This window comes from Novosphingobium sp. SG707, assembly GCF_012275515.1.
Taxonomy (GTDB): domain Bacteria; phylum Pseudomonadota; class Alphaproteobacteria; order Sphingomonadales; family Sphingomonadaceae; genus Novosphingobium.
Genome location: NZ_JAAZQL010000008.1, coordinates 121,180 through 143,577, shown reverse-complemented (window position 1 = coordinate 143,577; position 22,398 = coordinate 121,180). Strand labels below are relative to the sequence as shown.

The following is a 22,398-nucleotide window of genomic DNA, read 5'->3' as shown; positions in this document are numbered from 1 at the left end:
AGGGCACAGGCATTGCGGGCGGGCCGCCCTACATAAGCAATTTGAAATCTTTGCCGGAGGTTCGAACCTGTCGACCCCGGCCATAATGCGGAGAACTATCGGAATGGCAACTGCAGCAGACATCCTTGCGCGGATCAAGGATGAGGAAATCGAGTGGGTCGACCTGCGCTTCACCGACCCCAAGGGCAAGTGGCAGCACCTCACCATGGTCGCCTCGGTCCTGGGTGAAAGCGAACTCGAAGACGGCCTGATGTTCGACGGTTCGTCGATCGAAGGCTGGAAGGCCATCAACGAGTCGGACATGATCCTCAAGCCCGACCTCGACGCTGTTTATGTCGATCCGTTCTCGGCCACCCCGATGCTGATCCTGGTCTGCGACATCGTCGAACCCTCGACCGGCGAACTCTATGCCCGCGACCCCCGTTCGACCGCCAAGCGCGCCGAAGGTTTCGTGCAGTCGACCGGCCTTGGCGACACCGTCTATGTCGGCCCCGAAGCCGAATTCTTCGTGTTTGACGACGTGAAGTTCTACGACGGCTACAATGGCAACGGCTTCTCGATCGACGACATCGAACTGCCGACCAACTCAAACAAGTCGTATGAAGGCGGCAACCTCGCCCACCGTCCGCGCGCCAAGGGCGGCTACTTCCCCGTGGCTCCGGTCGACAGCCTGGTCGACATCCGCGGCGAAATGGTTTCGACCATGCTCGACATGGGCCTGCCCTGCGACAAGCACCACCACGAAGTGGCCTCGGCTCAGCACGAACTGGGTCTGACCTTCGGTACGCTGGTGACCACCGCCGACCGCATGCAGGTCTACAAGTATGTCGTGCATCAGGTCGCCAATGCCTATGGCAAGACCGCCACGTTCATGCCCAAGCCGATCATGAAGGACAACGGCAGCGGCATGCACACCCACATCTCGATCTGGGATAAGGGTCAGAACACGTTCGCCGGCAACGGCTACGCCGGTCTGTCGGACACCTGCCTGTACTTCATCGGCGGCGTCATCAAGCACGCCAAGGCCCTGAACGCCTTCACCAACCCGACCACCAACAGCTACAAGCGTCTGGTGCCGGGCTATGAAGCCCCCGTTCTGCTGGCCTACTCGGCCCGTAACCGTTCGGCCTCGTGCCGCATCCCCTACGGCGCCGGCACCAAGGCGAAGCGCGTTGAATTCCGCTTCCCCGACGCGATGGCCAACCCCTACCTGTGCTATGCCGCTCTGCTGATGGCTGGTCTTGACGGTATCAAGAACAAGATCCACCCCGGCGAAGCCATGGACAAGAACCTGTACGATCTGCCGCCCGAAGAGCTGGCCGAAGTCCCCACCGTTTGCGGTTCGCTCCGCGAAGCTCTGGACTCGCTGGCTGCTGACCACGACTTCCTCCTCGAAGGCGGCGTGTTCACCAAGGACCAGATCGACTCCTACCTCGAACTCAAGTGGCCCGAAGTGCTGCGCTGGGAAACCACGCCGTCGGCCGTCGAGTTCGACATGTACTACAGCGCCTGATCTCACTCAGGATCGCTGCAAGGCACAAGAAGGGCGTCCGGGAAACCGGGCGCCTTTTTTGTTGCGTTAGGGGTTGGCAGTTGCCTCCGGCGGGCAAAGGGACTCGTCCCTTTGCAATCCCATTATAGGGTTGCGTATGGTCGGCAGCGGGGTGGTAAAGGCAGTAGGTTAGAAAGCCTGCGGCGCGGCGGCCTAGCGCCGATCAGCGCCGCAGGCTTTAAAATTTCAAGGCCGCGTCCGACGCAAAAGGCCGCCCCCACACACAACACCGACAGTAACGGGATTGCAAAGGACCCCCGCCCTTTGCCCGCCGGAGGCATAAACCCCGCTCAAAAATCAATAATCCTTCGACACCTTGGCATTCACACTCTGCCGCCCCGTACTCGCCACTGTGCCGAGCAACGCCAGCCAACTGGTCAGACGAAACTCGACATTGGTGGCCGAATAGCCGCGCCCGTCGGTCACGATCTCGGCATAGATGTGCCGCCCAAGATATTTGCCCACAGCCACGCCCGTCTGCCGCCCGATGGTGGCATCGGCGGACACGAACCGCAGCCGGTCGAGCCCGATCACGCTGCGCAGCTTGTTGATCGGGTCCAGCCCGCCCCCGCCATGCAGCGCCGCCAGCGCCGCCCCCAGTTGCAGGGCCTCAGGCGCGGAAATCTGGGTGATCGAATCGCCGAACAGAATGCGCGACAACAATTCCTCTTCCGGCAACGCAGGCACCGAGGAGAACGCGATTTCCGGACGCAGCGACGTGCCCCGCACCGTCACCGTCGCGGTCAGATTGTTGACCGTGGCGGTTGCGGCCATATCCAGCCTGGGGTCCACCGGGGTCGATCCATCAAAGCTGATCCGCCCGCGCGTCAGGTCGAAATGCTTGCTGGCAAAATCATAGCTGCCTTCGACCAGCGTGGCCACCCCGCTGATGGCGGGCTCCTGCAAGGCCCCGCGCAATTTCAGATCCGCGTTCCACAAACTGTTCAGCCCCAGCCCGGACAGGCGAATATTCCCACCCGACGCATCGACCATCAGCCGCCAGGGCATATCGCGCTCGGAGGCCGGGGCGATATCGGCGCGCCGGTTGATCTCGCGCGTGGGCAGACTGGGCAGATCCGTCGCCGAACTCGCCTGACCCAGCCGCCAGCGGGCGGAATCAATCGAGAGACGCCCGGCGATCGTGCCGGTCATGCCATCGGACATGATGCGGATCGGCCCCGACGCGCTCAGCGCCATATCGGGCCGCGAGATCAATTGCGCCCGCCGCGCCGCCAACGCCACGTCGATGGACGGCCCGCGCCCCGGCCCCATCTGGGCGAAATCGACCCGGCCGCTGCCCGTCACCAGCCCACCGCCCGGCGCCACGCCCGACAGCGTGCTGAGGCTGAGCGCCGAGCCGTCGAAATCGCCTTTGACATCGACATTGCCAATGTCCGTGCCCGAGGCCGCGCTCTGCAACCGCATCCCCTTGCCCGCCAGCGACCCGCGGATGCTGGGATCGTCGAGCGTCCCGCTCATATCTGCGGCGATCTCCACCGGCCCCGACAGGTCAAACGCATCCAGCGCCATCAACCGCCACAGCGCATCCGCAGGCCCGGCATAGCGCATCTGCGCCGCCAACCTTCCCGCGCCCAATCTTTCATTGATCGCGCCCGTGTCGGCCAATTGGTCGATCCGCGCCTGCAAACGCCCGCGCGCCGCGCCGCCCTCACTGGCCACCGCGCGCAGATCGAGCGCCCGCGCGCCCAGCCGCGTGACCACCGCCACATCGACCGGCCGCGAGGTCAGCATCAGCCCGGAACGCGTCAGCCCCTTGACGATCACCCTTGCCTCGCCCTCGGGCAGAGCCTCGCGACGCTGCACATAGGTCAGCTTGCCCGACACTTTGCCCCCTAGGCCAATGTCGGGCACCACCACATCGGCCAGCGAAAGCGGCATCGCAACCAGCCCCAGATCCAGCTCGGTCGAACCATTGCCGATCAGCCCCTGCGCCACCACGCGCCCGCCGCCAAAGTCGATCTGGCTGGGCGCCAGACGCCATACACCCGGCGCTCCATCGCGGCTTTCCACCGTGAACAGGGCACGGCGCGGCATGGCGATCTTCTGCCCGGCAAAACTGCCCCCGGCCAGCACGGACACCTTGCCCGGCGCGATATCGCTGCTCACCTGAAGATCGAAACGGCTGCCCTTGCGCCCGCCCATCGTGGCATTGACCGTGCCATTGCCATCGTTCAGCCGCGCCGCCAGCCCCAGCCGCCCGATGAACAGCTTGCCCTTGCCGATCCCCTGCGCAAACAGATCCGCCGACAGCGTCGTATGCTGTTTCAGCAATTGCCCGCTGACCTTGAGCCGCCCGGACGCGATGGTCAGCGGCCGCTCGCCCTCGAAATGGGCATTGCGCGCGTCCAGCGAGGCATCCACGCTCTGTCCGCCCCCGCGCGGCGCCAGAGCGATCAGCCCCGCCACCCCGCCGCCCGATACCGTCAGATGCCCGTCGGCCCCCTCGTCATCAAGCATCACCGAGCCGGTGACATGGGTGCTGGACAAGAGGAAATCGCGCAATTCCAGCCTTGTGCGTCCCTCGCCCTTGGGCACGATCAAACCCGCCGTCCCGGTAAAGGGGCCGACGGTTGAATCGCCCCGCGCCTCGATCCGCAGCGCTTCGGCCTCCGGCGTCAGCACCACCAGCACATCCTTGACACCCAGGGTCGGCAGCGGGTCCTGCAAACGAACCTGACCGCGCGGGCCGTCATCGCCAATGCTCAGTTCACCGGCAAAGCTGCCATAGCGCTCCTGCTGCCCCCGCGCATTCAACGCGATCCGGCCATCGCCGTCGCGCCCGCCCTCCAGTACCATCTGCAACGAAGGCGCATCGATCCGGCCGCGCGTGACGGCCAGATGGTTGCCCTGCGCCACATCGACATGGCCGGCAAAGCGCAAGGCGCCGCCCGTCAGATTTTCCAGACTATGGCTGCTCAATTGGGCGATAGCGCCCGTCACATCGGCCGCGACCCGCCACGGCGCGCCCCGCGCCCCGCTGACCCGCACCTTTCCCTGCGCATCGGCAGGCCCCAGCGACAGGGGCCAGCCATGCAGCCCCGCCTTGCCCTGCACCACCCAGTCACCCCGCGCCAGATCGGCGTTCAGACTGGCCCGCGCGGTGCCATGGGGAATGGCCAGCGCCACGTCCGCGCTGGTCAGCCGCATGCCCTCGAGCGCCAGCGTTCCCGCCGCGCGGACATGGTGCAATTCGGGATCGAACCTGCCGTCTTTCGTGCGGATCTGCGCGGCGGTCAATTGCACGGGCAGGACCCAGCGCGCGCCCTCGCGGCGCAAATTGCCATCCGCCGTCATGCCCTCAAACACCGTGGTCTGGCTGCGCCAGCGTAGGGTCCGGGCGACGATATGCGCGCGCGGGGCGGCAAAGGCCCCGTTCATCAGCGCGCGGACCTCCAGCCCGGCGAATTCGTCATCCTTGCCCAAAGGCAGGCGCGGCCCGCCCTTGAGATTGAGCACCCAGTCGACAAAACTCTGCCGCCTCAGATCCAGCACGCCCTTGCCCTGCGCGCTCAGATTGGGCGCGCGGGCCGACAGATCGCCGGTAAAGCGCCGATCTGCCACCACGCCCTTGCCCGCCAGCGCGATCACCCCGCCGCCCAGCGTATGGCGCTGCCCTTCGGACAGCACCGGATCGCTCCACAATTTGCCGTCGAAACGGACCGCGCCTTCGCTGTTGGCGAAATTGACCGCCACGGCATTGCGCCCGTCCTGCTGTGCCTTGGCCCAGCCCGACCAGACCTTCCAGCTTCCCCGGCCCTCGGCGCGGACCTCGCGCGCGGCGCGGCTGCGCGTCAGCGCGGCCAGCAGCCCGTTTTTGGGCGCGTTATAGTCCAGCGAGAGAGTAAACCGATCCTGCGCCCTTTGCGCGTCCAGCACCAGCGAGAGCCGATCCTCGCCCCCCAACCTGCCGTTCAGCCGGATCGCGGCAAGACCCTTGGCTACGCGCAGGCTGCCCTGCGCATCGATCCGGCGCTCCACCCCCAGCACCGGCTTGGCAATCACCAGCTTTTCCAGCGCCACCCGGTCGAGCCGCACATCGAAATCGGGCCATAATTGCCCATCGGCCGCCGTCGCGCGAAATTCGGGAACGCGCTGCAACGTGGCGCGGCGCAGCACCACCTCGCGAATATCGAGCCCCGAGGAGAACCAGTTGATCGGGCGCCAGTCGAACACGCCCTCGCCCGCGCGCAGAAAAATGCCATGCGTATCACGCAGCACGATGCCCGATAGCCGCGCCCGGCCATAGATCGACCCCTCGATCCGCCCGATCGAGACGCGCAGCCCATTGTCCAGTTCGTTGGCCGCGATAATATCGGCAATCAGGCGATGCCCGATCGGCGTATCCAGCCCGACCAGCAAGGCCGCCGCCGCGCCCACAATCCCCAACGGCAGGCCCAGCGCATATTTGCGCCAGCCCAGCCCGCCACGCACGCGGGGCGCGTCCTGCTGCGGCGCTTCCGGCTGTGGCTGTTCCTGAATGTCCGCCCCCTGCGTCATCAGAACGCCTGTCCCAGTGCGACATAAACGCCGATCCGGCTGTCCCCCGCCCTTGGATTGAGCGGAGTGCCCACGTCAATGCGGATCGGGCCGAAGCCGGTGCGATAGCGGATACCCAGACCAGCGCCATAGCGCCAGTCGTTGAATTTGGGCACCGTGCCCGCCTCGACCCCGCCCGCGTCAAGGAAGGGCACCAGTTGCAGCGCACCGCCAAAGAAATGCGTGTTGACCCGCGCCTCGATCGAGAATTCATAGAGCGAGCGCCCGCCCTTGGGCTCGCCCAGAGCGTTGCGCGGGCCGACCAGATTATAGCCATAGCCCCGGATCGAGGCCCCGCCGCCCGCATAAAACCGCCGAGAGGGCGCAACATAGTCGATGTCGGAACCCGGCATCGTTCCCAGCCGCACGCGCGACGCCAGCACAACCTTGTCGAACGAGCGATAGAAGCTGGCATCGGCCTGAATGCGGGCATAGCGCGACTGCGTTTCGCGCGCCCAGCTCTGTTCGGGCGAAATGCGCAGCGAGGCGCGGTGCCCCTTGGTCGGGTCGAGCAGATTGTCGGTGCTGTCGATCCCCGCGCGCAGCGGCAGCGCGGTGGTGATATACAGGATACGCCCGGTGGTCACGCCGCTCGGCACGCCCTCGCGCTCCTCCGACGCTTCGACTTCCAGCCCCATCGACCATGTCCAGGGCTTTTGAAACAACAGGTTGGTCAACCGTTCATAGCTGGTGGCAAAGGCCACCTTGCGCGCGGCATAGGAGATCAGCGTGGTGTTCGTGGCATAAAGATCGACCGTCAATTGCCGGTCGCGGCCCAGGAAATTGGCGCGGCGGAAGGTGGCCCCGGCCAACTGCTCGTTCGTGCCCACCACGCCGCGCAGTTTCAGCGAGCCTTCAGGCGGAAACAGATTGCGGTTTTCCCAACTGGCCCCGACGCGCGCGCCCTGCCCGGTGTCATAACCGATCTCGCCGGCAATGGTGTGGACCGGTGCCCGGCTCATCGCCACATCCAGCGCCACCACGCCGGGCTGGCCATCCTTGGGCGGGGCGGTTTCGCGCGGGGTGACATTGACGCCCGCGACAAGGCCCGTGGCCAGCACCGCGCGGCGCAGGTCCTCAACGTCCTTCTGGTTCCACACCTGCCCCGGCTTGAACCGCGCAATATCGCCCAGATGGTTCGGCGACATCACTCGCGGCAGCGCCGATGTGATCGCGCCATAGCGATATGGCCCGCCCGGTTCGACCGCCACATCGACATCGCCCTCGTCGCGGGCATGGTCGATGGTCAGCGAGGCCGGGGGCACCTTGGCAAAGGGATAGCCCGCCTCGCCCAGCGCCTTGGCCAGATCATTCGTGCCCGCCGTGATCGCGTCCATATCGAGCGGATCGCCGGTCTTGATCGCCAGCGCGGCGCGCAACCGCGCGGCATCCTTGCCCGTATCGTCCAGCCGCCCCGTCGTGATCGCCCCGATGTGATAACGCGCGCCCGGGTCCATATCGAAACGCACCCCGGTGGGCGGCGCGCCGGCGCCGGCGGTGCCTGACCCCGGCGTGCCATCGGCGCCCGGATCCGGCCCGATCAGCGATTGTGTTACCTCGCCATCGTAATAGCCATAGACCCGCAGCAGCTTTTCCAGCAGCTTGCGGTCGCTGCTGCCGCGTACCACCACTTGCGCCAGCGCATCGGCATCATGCGCGCCCAGCCCCTGCAGCGCGGACAGATCGCGGAAACGGCGCTCGAACGCCTCGCGCTCGGGCATGGCGGCCGCATCGGCGGGCCACACCAGCCGCGCCCGGCCCGAGGCCAGTATCGTCTCGCGCTCTTGCTCTTTGGCTTGCTCTTTGCCCTGCGCCTTGGCATCCGCCGGATTGCGCGCAGCCAGACGCGCCGCGCCCGGCGGCGGCACACGCTCCATCGCGGCGGCGAGTGTTTCGCCATCCTCCTGCGCGGCCAGAGCGGCAGGGATCGGGATCGTGGCTTCCTCCTTGCCCGGTTCGGGCCAGGGCAGGTCGAGCCCGGCGATCACATCCATCGGCGAATCAGGGATCAGCGCGGCCAGATTGACCGGCGGGGCGGAGACCGCAGGCGCAGCAACCGCAACGGGCGGCGGCGCCTCTTTGGCCACCGATTTCTTGGCCGCCTGCGCCTTGGCCCAGCCCTCGGGATCACTCAGCGCCGCATCGGGAATCAGCGCGCGCAGGTCATCATCGGTCTGGCGCTGCTGCGCGGCCAGCGGCGCCCCCCCGGCCAGCACCAGCGCCAGCGCGGCCCCGCACAGCCAGTCGGTTTTAGAACCGGCTGCTGCGGCTCCATAGATCCTGCGGATCGCGCTCGACAAATTTGCCCGCGTCAAACTTGCCGGGTTCGGCGCTCCCGTCTTCCCGCCCCTCAGCGGCAGGATCGCGCGTGGCGGGTTCGGCAGGCCCGCTGCGACCTGCGGTGGCGCGGATAAGCGCATCCTGTTCATCATCGGACAGGCGCATCCACCCGTCACGCCCCAGCCTTTCGAGCGGACGATACCGGACCTTATATTGCATCCTTTCGGACCCATCGACCCAATAGCCGAGGTACACATAGGGCAGGCCCTCGCTGGCCGCCCTGCGGATGTGATCAAGGATGATATAATTGCCAAGCCCGGTCCGTGTCGCATGTTCTGGGTCATAGAAGGAATAGATCATCGACAACCCATCGCCCTGCCGATCCGTCAGACAGGCCCCCACAAGACGGCCCGGCTGAGAACCGGTCGAGGGCTCCCTATACTCGATCACATAGCTGGTGACCGGCGTATGTTCCACCATATCCGCATAATCCACCTCGTCCATTGTCGCCATGCCCCCGCCGGGGTGGCGTGCGGCAAGATAGCGCTGGAGCAAGGCGAACTGTTCGGCCGTGGACCAGGGGTGGCAAACCGAGGCGACCAGATCGCTGTTGCGTTTAAGGTTTTTCTTCTGCGCCGAATTGGGGACAAATTCGCCCGTGACCACGCGCACCGAAACGCAGGCGCTGCAATCCACGCAAGAGGGGCGATAGGCCACCGTCTGGCTGCGCCGGAAACCGATGCGGCCCAGCGCATCGTTGAGCGCATCGGCATGGGGGCCCTTGAGTTCGGTAAACACCTTGCGTTCGGTCCGGCCCGCCAGATAGGGGCATGGCGCGGGCGCCGTCACGAAAAACCGGGGAAAGCGAACGGGGGCGGTCACTGTTTTTGCGATCCTTAAACTGGCCAAGACGCTTTGTCTGTTAACCGGCGGGTTGGCTCCCGCTTTCGGTCATTGCGCGCCATAGGCCGACTTTATGCCCCGCTGGTTCATGGCGTCAAAGCGTTTAACCGTTATTTTGGCGCTAATTTCATCCATTGCCCCATATAGGCACAGGGGGTCAGGATCGCGTTAACCGACCCCCTGTGGGTTTCCTCAGCTCACTTCGGCCTGCACCACCTCATAGCCCTTGGCGCGCAGGGCGTTAACCAATGCGTCGATCTGTTCGCCGTCGCGCGCCTCGCATTCGATGTCCGCCGTCAGCCCCTTGGCGGGCAGATGGGTGAAGATGCGCTGGTGATAGACCTCGATGATATTGACCTGATGGCGGTTGAATTCCTCGACCACCTTGAACAGCGCGCCTGGGCGATCCTGCAGCGTCAGCTTCAGACGCGCCAGACGGCCCGAACGCGCCAGATCGCGCAGCAGCACATTGGCCAGCAGGCGCTGGTCGATATTGCCGCCCGACAGGACGATGCCCACCTTCTTGCCCTTGAACAGATGGCGATGTGCCATCAGCGCGGCCAGACCCGCCGCGCCCGCGCCCTCGACCACCGTCTTTTCGATGTTGAGCAACAGGCACAGCGCATGTTCCAACTCGCTTTCCGACACCAGCACGAAATCGTCGAGCAATTGCGCCAGCACCTTCGAGGTGAACTCGCCCGGCTCCTTGACCGCAATCCCCTCGGCCAGCGTGTCGCCGCCGATGGGGTAATTGGTGCCCTTGAGCAGGTTGTACATCGAAGGATACAGCTCGGCCTCGACCCCGATCAGGCCGATGCCCGGCTTGATCGCGCGCGCCGCCGTGCCCATGCCGGTCGACAGGCCGCCCCCGCCCACCGGGATCACCAGCATGTCGAGATCAGGCTGGTCCTCCAGCATTTCGAGCGCAACCGTGCCCTGTCCGGCGGCGACCAGCGGATCGTCGAAGGGATGAACAAAGGTCAGGCCCAACTGCTTCTCCATGCTGCGCGCATAGGCATAGGCCTCGTCGAACGTCTCGCCCTCGAGCACGACCTTGCCGCCCACACTCTCGGTCTGCATCACCTTCACGGTGGGCGTGGTCTTGGGCATGACGATCGTCACGGGCACGCCAAGACGGCTGCCGTGATAGGACAGGCCCTGGGCATGATTGCCCGCGCTGGCGGCGATAACGCCCCGGTCGCGCTGTTCCTGGGTCAGATGCAAAAGGGCATTGAGCGCGCCGCGTTCCTTATAGGCGGCGGTAAACTGGAGGTTTTCGAACTTGAGATAGACTTCGCAGCCGCAAATCTTCGACAGGGTCCGCGAATGGTCCATGTCGGTGCGCACCACATGGCCCGCAATTCGCCCTGCGGCGGCGCGGATATCATCGATGGTGAGCAGGGGCGCGGTGGCGCCGATTTGCGTGATGTTTGCCTCAGTCATAATCCTTGGGCCCCTAGCCGAAAAACCTTTCCCAAGAAACCGCGTTTATGCGCGGATTTTGCCTCACCCCCCGCCTTTATCGTGCGGCGCTGCACTTCCCTTATTCCCTTCGCGCACAAACCGGCTAATACGGCCTGCATGACCGACCCTGCTTCTGCTCCTCGCCGCGTTGCCGTCATCGGACTTGGTGTGATGGGAGGGCCGATTGCCCGCCATCTGGGCCATGCCGGACACAGTCTGACCCTGTATAACCGCAGCCCCAAACGGATCGCGCTGTGGCGCGAGGCCAACCCCGACATACCGGTGCGCGAGGCCAACAACGCCGCCGACGCCGCCGATGGTTCGGATGTGGTCATCACTTGCGTTGGCAATGACGATGATCTGGCCGAGGTGGTGCTGGGGCCGCAGGGCGTGTTCACCACGCTTCATCCCGGAGGCTTGTTTATCGACCACACCACGGTGTCGGCGCGCATCGCCCGGCAAATCGGGGTGGAGGCGCGCGACAAGGAAATCCGCTGTGTCGATGCGCCGATGACCGGGGCGCAGGCGGGCGCCGAGGCGGGCACGCTGACTCTGATGTGCGGCGGGCGGGCCGATGCCGTGGCCGCCGCCACCCCGGTGATGAGCGCCTATGCCCGGCGCATCGTGCATATCGGCAAGGCAGGCACCGGACAGGCCACCAAAATGGTCAACCAGCTCGCGCTGGCGGGCGTCACGGCGGCGCTGGCCGAAGCCTTCCGTCTGGCGCAGGCCGAGCATCTCGATCTCGACAAGGTTTATGAGGCGATCAGCGGGGGCGCGGCGCAAAGCTGGCAGATGGACAACCGCTGGCACACGATGGCGCAGGAGCGGTTCGACTTCGGCTTTGCCATCGACTGGATGCGCAAGGATCTGGGGCTGGCGCTGGATGAAGGGCGCGGGCTGGGCCTGTCCTTCCCGGTGGCCGCGCTGATCGACCAGCTTTATGCCGACATTCAGGCCATGGGCGGCGGGCGTCAGGACACCAGCGCCATTCTTCGCCGCCTGCCCAAACGAGGGGTTCGATGAGATTATCTTTTGCCGCGCTGGTCGCGGGATTGCTGTGCTCCGGGTCGGCCCATGCCGATACGCTGGTCGATCACGTTCGGGGCCTGACGCTCAATGCGGCGGGCAATGTCGAGCGCTTCAACGGCATCGTCATCGACCGCGACGGCCGCGTGCTGCAATTGCTGCACGAGGATGATCCCCGCCCGACAAGGCTGGATTTCGCCGCCGATGGGCGCGGGGCGGTGCTGCTGCCCGGATTGATCGACGCCCATGCGCATGTGATGGGTGTGGGGATCGCGGCGCTCACGCTCGACCTGTCGGACACCACTTCGCTGGCGCAGGCGCAGGGCAAGATCCGCGCCTATGCCGCGCAATTTCCCGGCCGCCCATGGATCATCGGGCGCGGGTGGAATCAGGAATTGTGGCAATTGGGCCGCTTCCCCACGGCGGCGGAGCTGGATGTGGCGGTGGATGACCGCCCGGTCTGGCTGGAGCGGGTCGATGGCCATGCGGGCTGGGCCAATTCCAAGGCTCTTGCTGCCGCGGGCGTGACGGCGGCCACGAAAGACCCCAGCGGCGGGCGGATCGAACGCCTGCCCGCGTCCCCGGCCATCAAAAAGGGACCGGCGGGCAAGGCTCAGGCGGCGCCAGGGCGGCCCGCCGGCGTGCTGGTCGATGGGGCGATGGCGCTGGTGGCCAAGATCGTGCCGCCCCCCCGGCCCGAAGACCGCGATGCCGCGCTGGCCAAGGCGCAGGAACTGTTCCTTTCGCGCGGGGTGACGACGGCGGCGGACATGGGTACCTCCATCGAGGACTGGCAGACGATGCGCCGCGCGGGCGATGAGGCGCGGTTGAAGATGCGCGTCATGGCCTATGGCGACGGCATCGCCAACACGGTGCTGATCGGCGGGCCGGGGCCAACGCCCTGGCTCTATGGCGACCGGCTGCGCTTGAATGGCGTGAAGCTCTATCTGGACGGGGCGCTGGGTTCGCGCGGGGCGTGGCTCAAAGCGCCCTATGCCGATGCGGCGACCAGCGGGCTGCCCTTCCTGACCGAGACGCAGCTCAAAAACCTGATGAGCCGTGCGGCCATGGATCATTTTCAGGTGGCCGTCCACGCCATCGGCGATGCGGCCAATGCCACGCTGCTCTCGGCCATCGAGGATGTGGCGCAGACCTATCAGGGCGACCGGCGCTGGCGCATTGAACACGCCCAGATCGTGGATCCCGCCGACATCCCCCGCTTTGGCCGCAACGGCATCATCGCCAGCATGCAGCCCATCCACCAGACCAGCGACCGCATCATGGCCGAAGCGCGGCTGGGGCCGAACCGGCTGAACGGGGCCTATGCATGGGCCTCGATGCTGAAGGCCGGTGCGCGTCTGGCCTTTGGCTCGGACGCGCCGGTCGAGGTTTCCGATCCCTTTGCGGGCATGGCCGCCGCCATCACCCGCGAAGGCGCCGACGGCCAGCCCGCCGGTGGATGGCAGCCGCAGGAAAAACTCACCCGCACGCAGGCGCTGGCCGCCTATACCACAGGCGCCGCCTTTGCCGGGTTCGCCGAAGGGAAGCTGGGCCAGTTGAGGCCGGGCTGGCAGGCGGATTTCGTGCTGGTCGATGTTGATCCCATGACCGACAGTGCGGACATGATCCGGCGGACCAGGGTGTTGCAGACGTGGGTGGCGGGTAAGCCTGTTTGGGAGTTGGGGAAGAAGTAAGGGATGAATGCGAGGGTCTAGACCCTCGCGCTCCCGTTACTGTCTTCGTTGCGCATGGGCTTCGGCGTTGAGTGTCGGACGCAGCGTTGAAAAATAAAGCCTGCGGCGTGGATAGGAATGACCTCTCCGCGCCGCAGGCTTTCAAACCATAAAACTACGTCTGCAAACCCGACGCACCCCATAAAGGGATTGCAAAGGGTCCCCGCCCTTTGCCCGCCGGAGGCAAACCTTCTTACCCCGCGACCTCAACCTCGCCCTTAGCCTCAGCCTTGGCCGCGCGCTTTTCCCCAAACCACATCACCACCAGCGAACCTTCGAACAGGATCATCAGCGGCACGGCCAGCATCAATTGCGAGCCCACGTCCGGCGGCGTCAGCACGGCGGCCAGCACCGTGATCCCGACGATCACATAGCGCCGCGCGCCCGAAAGCTGCTGGCGCGTCACGATCCCCGCGCGGTTGAGCAGCAACAGCAGAACGGGGAGCAGAAAGCTGATTCCGAAGGCTAGGATGAACTGCATCACCAGCCCGAGGTAATCGCCGACGCTGGGCAGCGCCTCCATCTGGACCCCGCCGCGATTGCCCTGAAAACCCAGCATCCAGCGGAAGGCTGTGGGCATCACCACATAATAAGCCAGCGCCGCACCCGACAGGAACAGCACCGGCGTGGCAATCAGAAAGGGCAGAAAAGCCTTCTTTTCCTTGGCATAAAGGCCCGGCGCGATAAAGGCCCACATCTGGTTCGAGATCACCGGAAAGGCCAGCATGAAGGCGGCGAACAGCGCGACCTTCAGATCGACGAAAAAGGCTTCATAGAGCTTGGTATAGATCAGCTTGCCCCCGGTGCCCGCCGCATCGCGCAGCGGCTGCACCAGAAAGGCCAGGATCGGGTTCACGAAATAGAGGCAGATGCCAAAGGCGACGAACAGGGCCGCGATGGATTTGAGCAGACGCGAGCGCAGTTCGACCAGATGCTCGATCAGCGGGGCCTGCGATTCGTCGATATCCTTGATTTCAAACGCCATCGCTTATTCGCCCTTGGCCTTTTCGACCTGTTCATGGCCATCGTGGGGTTGGGCCGGATGATGCGCGGCATGTTCGCGCGCGCTGGCCGAATGGGGATCGACGGGCAATTCGGCGCCCGGCAATTGGGCGCTCGGCAATTCGCCCTCCGCCAAAGGCTCGCTGGGCGCATGGGCGATCACTTCGGGCGGCACAGCCGCCAAGGGCAGAGCCTCTGGCGGATTGGCCTTCATGATCGCCTCATTCTGCTCGCGCCATTTCTTCTCCATCTCCTCCATTTCCGCCTCGCGGATCATGGTTTCGATGCCCGAGCGGAAATGGCCCGAGACACGGCGCACCGTCCCCATCCATTTGCCGATCGTGCGCATGGCGCGGGGCATATCCTTGGGGCCGATCACCACCACGGCGACCACCGCCGTCAGCAGAAATTCCGAAGGGGCAATGTCAAACAGCACAGTGCGTCAGGCCAATCTTGCGAGGAACAGGTAAGAAAGGCTCAGTTCTGGCCGGTCTTTTCTTCGGTGCCAACCGGGCTCGAAGCAGGCTTGACCGGCTCGCCCTTGCTTTCGATCTGGGCCGGGGGCGGCGTTGCGGGACGGTCGGTTTCGTCGGCCATGCCTTCCTTGAAGCTTTTGATACCCTTGCCGAAATCGCCCATGATGTCCGAAACGCGGCCGCGACCAAACAGCACCAGCACGACCAGCAAAACGATGACCCAGTGCCAGACAGACCCAAAACCCATGATACCAACTCCTTGTGACCCGCCGAGCCAAGATTCATGCATCGACGCGGGCATTTGTATACTATCTAGGCCCTTTCTTTCAGCTGCGCCAGCCCATCCGCTTATTGACGTAGCGCTTCCTCACTGTTCGGATCGACCGCCCCTTGCCCCATCAGGGCGTCATAGGCCTCATCGACCGGATCGAGCAGGCCGGTAGCGCGCAATTCCTCGATTCCGGGCAGGTCGCGTCGGCTGCCCAAACCGAACTCGGCAAGGAAGGTCGGCGTGGTGGCATAGATCACCGGGCGGCCCGGCACCTCGCGCCGGCCGGCGATGCGCACCCATCCGGCCTCCATCAGCACGTCCACCGTGCCCTTGGCGGTCTGAACGCCGCGAATCGCCTCGATCTCGGCCCGGCTAACCGGCTCATGATAGGCGATGATGGCAAGGCATTCGGTGGCGGCCCGCGTCAGGCGGCGCGGTTCCTCATGCATGGGGCGCAGCAGATGGGCCAGATCGGGCGCGGTCTGGAAATGCCAGCGCCCGCCGCGCTCGACCAGCTCGACCCCGCGCCCGGCATAATGGGCGGCCAGTTCCCGCAATCCCTCGCGCACCGCCGCTTCGCCTTGGCCCAGATGGCGCGCGATCGCCTCGACGCTCATCGGCTGGGTCGCGGCAAAGAGCGCGGCCTCCAGCGCGCGGATCAGCGGGCTCATGCGTTCAAACTCCGCAAACGCAAGGGGCCGAACACGTGGTCCTGCACGATCTCCACCCTCCCCTGCCGCGCCAGCTCGAGCGCGGCGACAAAGCTGGAGGCCAAAGCGGAACGGCGCAAGCGCTCATCGCTCCATTCCGCCTGCGTCGCGGGGGGCAGGAATTCGCGCAATTCCACCCAGTCCAGCGTCACCCCCAGCATCGCCGACATACGCGCCAGCGCCGAATCCAGCGTCATCACCTTGCGGTCGCGCACGATATGGACCACCGGCGCGTTGCGGGCCTTGACCTGGCCATAGGCGGCGATGAGATCATAAAGATCGGCCTGCCAAACGGCCTTTTTCCCAATGCGCAGCCCCTCCGGCGCGCCGCGCAGAAACACATCGCGTCCGATCCGATCCCGCGCCAAAAGTCTAGCCGCCGCCTCGCGCATCGCGGCCAGTCGTTGCAGCCGCAATTGCAGGCGCAGCGCCAGTTCTTCAGGGCTTGGCTCTTCCTGCTCCTCCTTCGGCAAGAGCAGCGCGGATTTGAGATAAGCGAGCCACGCCGCCATCACCAGATAATCAGCGGCCAGCTCCAGCTTGAGCGCCTCGGCGGCCTCGACATAGGCGATATATTGATCGACCAGTTCGAGGATCGATATCCGCCGCAGATCGACCTTTTGCCGTCGCGCCAGATCGAGCAGCAGATCAAGCGGCCCTTCCCAGCCCTCGATTTCCAGCATCAGCGCGTCTCGTGCCGGTGCCGTGAACAAGTCTGCGCCCTCGCCCGGCGGGAGCGCGATTTCGTTCATACCAAACCAAGCAACGCATCGCGCATGGCGATGCATTCGGCCTGCCGCTCCTGCGCCAAAGCGGGCGAAAGGAAAGTCCCCTCCATTGCCCGCGCCAGACGCGCCGCGCCTTGCTCGCCCATGGTCGGGCAGGCCCGCGCGATCCCCACCATATCGTCCATCCGCGCCCAGCAATTGAGCACCAGATCACAGCCCGCCGCCAGCGCCCGCGCCGACCGTTCCGGAATCGTGCCCGAGAGCGCCTGCATGTCGATATCATCGGTCAACAGCAGACCGTCAAAGCCGATCGCCCCCCGGATAATGTCCGAAATAATGCGCGGCGATTGTGTGGCGGGCGCATCAGCGTCCCATGCGGGAAACAGAATATGCCCCGTCATCCCGATCTTCGCCCGCGCGGCCAGAGCGCGGAAAGGGGCAATATCGCGCTCCAGCGCCTCGGCATCGGCATGGACGGTGGGCAATTCCTGATGGCTGTCGGCCCCGGCGCGGCCATGGCCGGGCATATGTTTGATCACGCCCGCGACGCCTGCCGCCTCCAGCCCTTCAAGGATCGCGCGGCCCAGCGCGGCCACCCGCATCGGCTCCTCGCCCAGCGCGCGGTCGCCGATCACATCATGCGCGCCCGGTTCGCGCACATCCACGCAGGGCCAGCAATCGACCGTAATCCTCGCCTGCGCCAGATCGAGCCCAAGCGCCTCGGCATTGGCGCGCGCGGCGGCAATCGCGCTGGAAGGGGCCGCATCATAGAGCCGCGCAAAAGGCTCACCGGCCGGATACTTGGCCCAGACCGGCGGCTTCATCCGCGCGACCCGTCCACCTTCCTGATCAATGCTGATGAACAGATCGTCGCGCCCGTGCAGGCCGCGCAATTCATCGGTCAGCGCCCGCAATTGCGCGCGGCTCTCCACATTGCGGCCAAACAGGATGTATCCCGCCGGGTCGCAATCCCGAAAGAAAGCGCGCTCATCATCAGTCAGGGTCAGGCCGGAAAGGCCGAAAATCGCCGGTATCATGCGGCCATCCGTTGCACGTAACGGCGCCTGCGCGCAAGATCCGCTTAGTGCTTTACCTGACAGGGCAGACCATCGGCCTTCAGCCGTTCGCACAGACCCGCCCCGCCCCCGGCATTGGTCACCAGTTGCAGGCGATAGACCGTGCCCAGATCAATCTTGGCCGAAACCACGCGGTGGTTCATGCCCTTCAGGATCTCATGCCCCTGCACCAGCCGGTTCCACCCGGCCACCGCCGCGCTCTCGCTGGTATAGGCCGCGATCTGGACCACGCCGCCGGTGGGGCCATTATCAGCCGCCGCCGCAGGCTTGGGCGCGGCCACGGGCTTGGCCGCCGCCACAGCTTCCGGTTTGCCCGCCACGGGCGCGCCGCCCGCGAAACTGGCCCCGGCCGCCGCCGCCGTCGAGGCCGCCGCCTCGGCCGCATTGGCGCCTGCTGCTGCCGCAGCATCACCGCCCGCCAGTTGCGCCGGGCGTTCCTGCCCCTGCGAAACGGCAAAGCTGGAATCGCCCGTCCCGGCAAATTGCTTGCCGCCCGGATCCTTGGGCGCTTCCTTATAGCTTTCGGCGGGCGCGGCGATCACGCTGCCATCGGCCACAGGCACGCCATTGTCGGGGCGATGGGTGAAATACCAAAAGCCGCCGACCGCCGCCACCGTCAGCGCCAGACCGGCCGCAACCGCCACCGCCACACGCTTGCTGTCGACGCCCTCATATTCCTCGTCATCGTCCGATTCGAGCCAGGGCAGGCGGTCATGGTCATCAAAATGCGCATTGCCCAGCGCCTCGTCCACGCCATGCAGCGCGGCATCGTCGCGTCCGGGCACAGCCTCGCGCGCGTCCTGATACCATTGCCGGGCGCGGGTTTCGGCATCCTGCATATGGGCACTGGCCTCTTGCGAGAGCACGCCGGCCTTGTCCGCCAGCGTTGCCCCATCGCCAAGCCCCACACCGCCCAGAGCCGCATCGCGCGCGCGGCCGATCAGATCCCTGGCCCGCGCCTGCGCGTCGCCCGCCGCATCGGTCCATGGCTGGACTGGCGGCTGGGCAAACCCGTTACCCCGGCTCCCAAACCCATCCTGACCGTTCGCCATGACTTACATCTCCTCGACAGCGGTCACGCCAAGGATGGCAAGGCCGTTGCGGATGATCTGCCCGATTTGCGAGGCCAAGAAAAGCCTCGCGCCCGTAAGCGTACCGTTTTCGGACACAATAAACCGCTTGTCGGGCCGGTCATTGCCGACATTCCAATAGGCATGAAAGGCGGCGGCCAGATCGGCCAGGAAAAAGGCGATGCGGTGCGGCTCGCGCGCCGCCGCGGCGGCCTCGACCAGACGCGGGAACTGCGCCCCCGTGCGCACCAGCGCCAGCTCTTCCTCGCCCAGCAGGTCCAGCCCGGCAGCGGCAGGCGCAAAGCCTTCCGCCGCGCCCTTGCGCAGCGTCGAACAGATGCGCGCATGGGCATATTGCAGATAGAACACCGGATTGTCCTTGCTGGCCTCGACCACCTTGGCAAAGTCGAAATCCATCATCGCCTCAGGCTTGCGGGTCAGCATGGTGAAGCGCACGACTTCCTTGCCGACTTCCTCGACCACCTCGCGCAGGGTGACGAAATTGCCAGAACGCTTGGACATTTTCACCGGTTCGCCATCGCGCAGCAATTGCACCATCTGCACCAGCTTGACCTCGAAGGGCTTGGCCGCGCCATCGCGCCCGGTCATCGCGGCCACGGCGGCCTTGATGCGCTTGACCGTACCGGCATGGTCCGCACCCCAGATATCGACCAGCGCATCGGCGGTCTGGGCCTTCTGATAGTGATAGGCCAGATCGGCGCCGAAATAGGTCCACGTACCGTCCGACTTCTTGATCGGGCGGTCCTGATCGTCGCCAAACTTGGTGCTGCGGAACAAGGGCAGCGCCACCGGCTCCCAATCGTCGGGCAGCTTGCCCTTGGGCGCTTCCAGCTCGCCGTCATAGACCAGATCGACAGACCGCAGCCAGGCCTCGGCCTCCTCGGGCTTGCCCGCCGCCTGAAGCTCCGCTTCGGATGAGAAAAGATCGTGTTCGATGCCCAGCAGCGCCAGATCGTCGCGGATCATGTCCATCATCTTGGCCACGGCGCGCACGCGGAACAGTGCCAGCCACTCGGCTTCGGGCGCCTCGACGTATTTATCGCCGAATTCCTCGGCCAAAGCCTGACCCACCGGCACCAGATAATCGCCCGGATAGAGCCCTTCGGGGATCTCGCCCACCTGATGGCCCAGCGCCTCGCGGTAACGGACATGGGCAGAGCGGGCCAGAACCTGCACCTGCGCGCCCGCATCATTGACGTAATATTCGCGGATGACCTTATGCCCGGCCCATTCCAGCAGCGAGGCCAGCGCATCGCCCACCACCGCGCCGCGGCAATGGCCCATATGCATGGGACCAGTCGGGTTGGCCGAGACATATTCGACGTTGACCGTCGTGCCCGCACCCACGGCCGAACGGCCATAATCGCCGCCCTGCGCCCCGATCAGAGCCAGTTCGCCCAGCCATGCCGCATCCGACAGGCGCAGGTTGATAAAGCCCGGCCCGGCGATTTCGGCGCTTTTCACCTGCTCCAGCTTTTCCAGCTCGGCCACCAGCAGGGTCGCCAGCGCGCGCGGATTGGTGCCCGCAGGCTTGGCCAGCACCATGGCCGCATTGGTGGCCAGATCGCCATGCGACGGATCGCGCGGGCTTTCCACCGTCACCGCGCCTCGGTTCAGCCCCTCCGGCAATTGGCCAGCAGCCACCAGCGCATCGAGCGCGGCGGCGACATGGCCCGCAAAGGCGTGAAAGATCGGGGCTTGGCTATCGGCTTGCTGTGTCATGCCAGCGCGCCTAGCGAATTTACGCCGGAAACGAAAGGCCGCAAAAATAAGGGGAGCCGCCAAGCCCCCCCGGAAATCAGCGCGTGGCGTTATACTGAAGCTGTTCAGGCGTGAGCTGGAAGCCCACCAGCACCTCGAAGGTAGCCTTGGCCACCGCCGCGCGTACTTCGGGATCGGTCAGCGGGTCGATGGCGGCATCCGCCTCGCCCGCCTTGCGCTGTTTGAGCAGACGCGCGCGCACCGCGCTGTCCAGCGTGGCGTCGGCCTTGTTGATCGTCGCCCCGCCCGAGGCCATCACCTCGCCGCGCGTCTGGCCATCGGCGAAATGCACCGTCGCGGTGCCCAAACGCTTGGCGATCACGACATTGCCGCCGCGCACCACGGTGACGAAATAGGGCAGGTTCACCACCCGTTCGCCCCGCCCATCGGCGCGCGTGGCCAGAACCTTGAAGGTCACATTGGCCTCAACCGGATTGCTTTTTGGGTCGCAATGACCGCGCACATCGGTGATCGCGCCGGTCAGGTCGATGGCGCCGGCGGTCTGGCCGCCGCCGATACGGAATGTGGTGATATCGCCCGTGTAATCGGCAATGCCCACCGCCGGGCAGGTCGAGCGCACCGCCGTGATGCCCACGCCATCCTGCACCACCAGTTCACCAGTCGTCTTGCACCCGGCCAGCAAAGCCATGGCGCCCAGCAGCCCCGCCCCGCAAGCAACTTTGGCATTCATTCGGCGTGTACGAAAGGGCATGACAGACTCGTTCCTTCAACATTCCTGTTCGCTGCCCTAGCGGCGCGCGGCGCAAAGCGCTAGAGGCGGGTGTATGAACACCGCCTTTCCCGCCCCCGCCGATTCCATTTCTTTGCAGCCGCTCAAGCTGTTGATTGCCGCGCCGCGCGGATTTTGCGCCGGTGTTGATCGCGCAATCGAAATTGTCGAGCGGGCGATTCGCAAATATGGTGCTCCTGTCTATGTGCGCCATGAAATCGTCCACAACCGCTATGTGGTCGACGGGCTGAAGGCCAAGGGCGCGATTTTTGTCGAGGAACTCGACGAAGTGCCCGATGGCGTGCCGGTGATCTTTTCGGCGCATGGCGTGCCCAAGGCGGTGCCGGCGGCGGCCGATGCGCGCGGGCTGGAATGGCTCGATGCGACCTGCCCGCTGGTATCCAAGGTCCACCGTCAGGCCGAACGCCAGATCGAGGCGGGCCGCCATATCATCTTCATCGGCCACAAGGGCCACCCCGAGGTGATCGGCACATTCGGTCAGGTGCCCGAAGGCCACATGACACTGGTCGAAACGGTCGAGGATGTGGCGCAGCTGCCCTTCACCACGCAGGACACGCTTGGTTTCCTTACGCAAACCACGCTCTCGGTCGATGACACGCATGAGATCATCGAGGCGCTCAAGGCCCGCTATCCCCAGATCCACGCGCCCCGCGCCGAAGACATCTGCTACGCCACATCGAACCGTCAGGCCGCCGTCAAGGCGATTGCGCCGCAATGCGATCTGGTGCTGGTGATCGGCGCGCCCAATTCGTCCAATTCGATGCGTCTGGTCGAAGTTTCGGACCGCAGCGGCACGCCCTCGCGGCTGGTGCAGCGCGCCGATGAAATCGACGTTTCCTGGCTCGACGGGGTGAACACGCTGGGCCTGACGGCGGGCGCCAGCGCGCCTGAGGAACTGGTGCGCGAGGTGATCGCCCGCATCGGCCAATGGCGTCAGGTCGAAGAGGAAACGGTGGTCACCACCGAAGAAAACATGATCTTCAAACTGCCGCGCCAACTGGCTGGCTGAATAGA

Annotated in this window: 17 protein-coding genes; 4 read left to right on the top strand and 13 right to left on the bottom strand. The window is 65.5% G+C overall.

Annotation, left to right across the window (positions count from 1 at the left end; translation table 11 throughout):
* Positions 1 to 103 precede the first annotated feature (103 nt).
* Positions 104 to 1,513 carry a type I glutamate--ammonia ligase gene (gene glnA, locus FHW92_RS20115; RefSeq protein WP_168605069.1) on the top strand — a complete coding sequence of 470 codons (1,410 nt, stop codon included), beginning with the start codon at positions 104 to 106 and terminating at the stop codon, positions 1,511 to 1,513.
* Between the two features lie 336 nt (positions 1,514 to 1,849).
* Here glnA and FHW92_RS20110 read toward each other — a convergent pair whose 3' ends face one another.
* From FHW92_RS20110 to FHW92_RS20095, 4 genes are all read right to left on the bottom strand, one after another.
* Positions 1,850 to 6,070 carry a translocation/assembly module TamB domain-containing protein gene (locus FHW92_RS20110; RefSeq protein ID WP_168605068.1) on the bottom strand — a complete coding sequence of 1,407 codons (4,221 nt, stop codon included), beginning with the start codon at positions 6,068 to 6,070 and terminating at the stop codon, positions 1,850 to 1,852.
* A complete protein-coding gene (locus FHW92_RS20105; protein ID WP_168604945.1) occupies positions 6,070 to 8,409 on the bottom strand; it encodes a BamA/TamA family outer membrane protein in 2,340 nt (779 codons plus the stop codon). Before FHW92_RS20105 ends, FHW92_RS20110 begins: the two co-directional genes overlap by 1 nt.
* Positions 8,360 to 9,271: an arginyltransferase gene (locus tag FHW92_RS20100; protein ID WP_168605067.1), complete on the bottom strand. Its 912-nt coding sequence runs from the start codon at positions 9,269 to 9,271 to the stop codon at positions 8,360 to 8,362. The genes FHW92_RS20105 and FHW92_RS20100 overlap by 50 nt, the downstream gene beginning before the upstream one ends.
* Before the next feature lie 213 nt (positions 9,272 to 9,484).
* On the bottom strand, positions 9,485 to 10,735 hold the full coding sequence (locus FHW92_RS20095) for a threonine ammonia-lyase (protein WP_168605066.1): 1,251 nt from the start codon (positions 10,733 to 10,735) through the stop codon (positions 9,485 to 9,487).
* 138 nt (positions 10,736 to 10,873) lie between these two features.
* On the opposite strand from FHW92_RS20095, the gene FHW92_RS20090 reads away from it, so the two are divergent.
* Positions 10,874 to 11,782 (top strand): NAD(P)-dependent oxidoreductase, encoded by a 909-nt coding sequence (locus FHW92_RS20090; protein ID WP_168605065.1) that lies wholly within the window; start codon positions 10,874 to 10,876, stop codon positions 11,780 to 11,782.
* Positions 11,779 to 13,479, top strand: coding sequence for an amidohydrolase (locus FHW92_RS20085; protein ID WP_168605064.1), 1,701 nt, complete (start codon positions 11,779 to 11,781; stop codon positions 13,477 to 13,479). The genes FHW92_RS20090 and FHW92_RS20085 overlap by 4 nt, the downstream gene beginning before the upstream one ends.
* 232 nt (positions 13,480 to 13,711) lie before the next feature.
* Here the strand turns inward: FHW92_RS20085 and tatC are convergent, their stop codons facing one another.
* The 9 genes from tatC to FHW92_RS20040 all read right to left on the bottom strand — a co-directional run bounded on the left by tatC (position 13,712) and on the right by FHW92_RS20040 (position 21,324).
* A complete protein-coding gene (gene tatC, locus FHW92_RS20080; RefSeq protein WP_168605063.1) occupies positions 13,712 to 14,503 on the bottom strand; it encodes a twin-arginine translocase subunit TatC in 792 nt (263 codons plus the stop codon).
* 3 nt (positions 14,504 to 14,506) lie between these two features.
* On the bottom strand, positions 14,507 to 14,953 hold the full coding sequence (gene tatB / locus FHW92_RS20075; RefSeq protein ID WP_168605131.1) for a Sec-independent protein translocase protein TatB: 447 nt from the start codon (positions 14,951 to 14,953) through the stop codon (positions 14,507 to 14,509).
* A gap of 44 nt (positions 14,954 to 14,997) precedes the next feature.
* Entirely contained in the window at positions 14,998 to 15,243 is a 246-nt protein-coding gene (locus FHW92_RS20070) for a twin-arginine translocase TatA/TatE family subunit (RefSeq protein ID WP_168605062.1), read from the bottom strand.
* A gap of 101 nt (positions 15,244 to 15,344) precedes the next feature.
* Positions 15,345 to 15,938, bottom strand: coding sequence for an SMC-Scp complex subunit ScpB (gene scpB, locus FHW92_RS20065; protein WP_168605061.1), 594 nt, complete (start codon positions 15,936 to 15,938; stop codon positions 15,345 to 15,347).
* Positions 15,935 to 16,729 carry a ScpA family protein gene (locus FHW92_RS20060; protein ID WP_168605060.1) on the bottom strand — a complete coding sequence of 265 codons (795 nt, stop codon included), beginning with the start codon at positions 16,727 to 16,729 and terminating at the stop codon, positions 15,935 to 15,937. Before FHW92_RS20060 ends, scpB begins: the two co-directional genes overlap by 4 nt.
* Positions 16,726 to 17,742 (bottom strand): beta-N-acetylhexosaminidase, encoded by a 1,017-nt coding sequence (gene nagZ, locus FHW92_RS20055; protein WP_168605059.1) that lies wholly within the window; start codon positions 17,740 to 17,742, stop codon positions 16,726 to 16,728. Before nagZ ends, FHW92_RS20060 begins: the two co-directional genes overlap by 4 nt.
* A gap of 44 nt (positions 17,743 to 17,786) precedes the next feature.
* The gene (locus FHW92_RS20050; RefSeq protein ID WP_168605058.1) at positions 17,787 to 18,833 is read right to left on the bottom strand and encodes a hypothetical protein; all 1,047 of its coding nucleotides are present in this window, start codon (positions 18,831 to 18,833) and stop codon (positions 17,787 to 17,789) included.
* Between the two features lie 3 nt (positions 18,834 to 18,836).
* The gene (gene argS / locus FHW92_RS20045) at positions 18,837 to 20,594 is read right to left on the bottom strand and encodes an arginine--tRNA ligase (RefSeq protein WP_168605057.1); all 1,758 of its coding nucleotides are present in this window, start codon (positions 20,592 to 20,594) and stop codon (positions 18,837 to 18,839) included.
* A 76-nt stretch (positions 20,595 to 20,670) separates the two neighbouring features.
* Positions 20,671 to 21,324, bottom strand: a complete 654-nt coding sequence (locus FHW92_RS20040; protein WP_168605056.1) for a hypothetical protein — start codon at positions 21,322 to 21,324, stop codon at positions 20,671 to 20,673.
* A gap of 94 nt (positions 21,325 to 21,418) precedes the next feature.
* Here FHW92_RS20040 and ispH point away from each other — a divergent pair, with 94 nt between their 5' ends.
* Positions 21,419 to 22,393 carry a 4-hydroxy-3-methylbut-2-enyl diphosphate reductase gene (gene ispH, locus FHW92_RS20035; RefSeq protein WP_168605055.1) on the top strand — a complete coding sequence of 325 codons (975 nt, stop codon included), beginning with the start codon at positions 21,419 to 21,421 and terminating at the stop codon, positions 22,391 to 22,393.
* Positions 22,394 to 22,398: the final 5 nt, after the last annotated feature.

Excerpts from the sequence above, each read along its gene's own strand:
- glnA (WP_168605069.1), top strand. The coding sequence starts at position 104 with ATGGCAACTGCAGCAGACATCCTTGCGCGGATCAAGGATGAGGAAATC.
- FHW92_RS20110 (WP_168605068.1), bottom strand. The coding sequence starts at position 6,070 with ATGACGCAGGGGGCGGACATTCAGGAACAGCCACAGCCGGAAGCGCCG.
- FHW92_RS20095 (WP_168605066.1), bottom strand. The coding sequence starts at position 10,735 with ATGACTGAGGCAAACATCACGCAAATCGGCGCCACCGCGCCCCTGCTC.
- FHW92_RS20090 (WP_168605065.1), top strand. The coding sequence starts at position 10,874 with ATGACCGACCCTGCTTCTGCTCCTCGCCGCGTTGCCGTCATCGGACTT.
- FHW92_RS20085 (WP_168605064.1), top strand. The coding sequence starts at position 11,779 with ATGAGATTATCTTTTGCCGCGCTGGTCGCGGGATTGCTGTGCTCCGGG.
- tatC (WP_168605063.1), bottom strand. The coding sequence starts at position 14,503 with ATGGCGTTTGAAATCAAGGATATCGACGAATCGCAGGCCCCGCTGATC.
- FHW92_RS20070 (WP_168605062.1), bottom strand. The coding sequence starts at position 15,243 with ATGGGTTTTGGGTCTGTCTGGCACTGGGTCATCGTTTTGCTGGTCGTG.
- scpB (WP_168605061.1), bottom strand. The coding sequence starts at position 15,938 with ATGAGCCCGCTGATCCGCGCGCTGGAGGCCGCGCTCTTTGCCGCGACC.
- FHW92_RS20060 (WP_168605060.1), bottom strand. The coding sequence starts at position 16,729 with ATGAACGAAATCGCGCTCCCGCCGGGCGAGGGCGCAGACTTGTTCACG.
- nagZ (WP_168605059.1), bottom strand. The coding sequence starts at position 17,742 with ATGATACCGGCGATTTTCGGCCTTTCCGGCCTGACCCTGACTGATGAT.
- FHW92_RS20050 (WP_168605058.1), bottom strand. The coding sequence starts at position 18,833 with ATGGCGAACGGTCAGGATGGGTTTGGGAGCCGGGGTAACGGGTTTGCC.
- argS (WP_168605057.1), bottom strand. The coding sequence starts at position 20,594 with ATGACACAGCAAGCCGATAGCCAAGCCCCGATCTTTCACGCCTTTGCG.
- FHW92_RS20040 (WP_168605056.1), bottom strand. The coding sequence starts at position 21,324 with ATGAATGCCAAAGTTGCTTGCGGGGCGGGGCTGCTGGGCGCCATGGCT.
- ispH (WP_168605055.1), top strand. The coding sequence starts at position 21,419 with ATGAACACCGCCTTTCCCGCCCCCGCCGATTCCATTTCTTTGCAGCCG.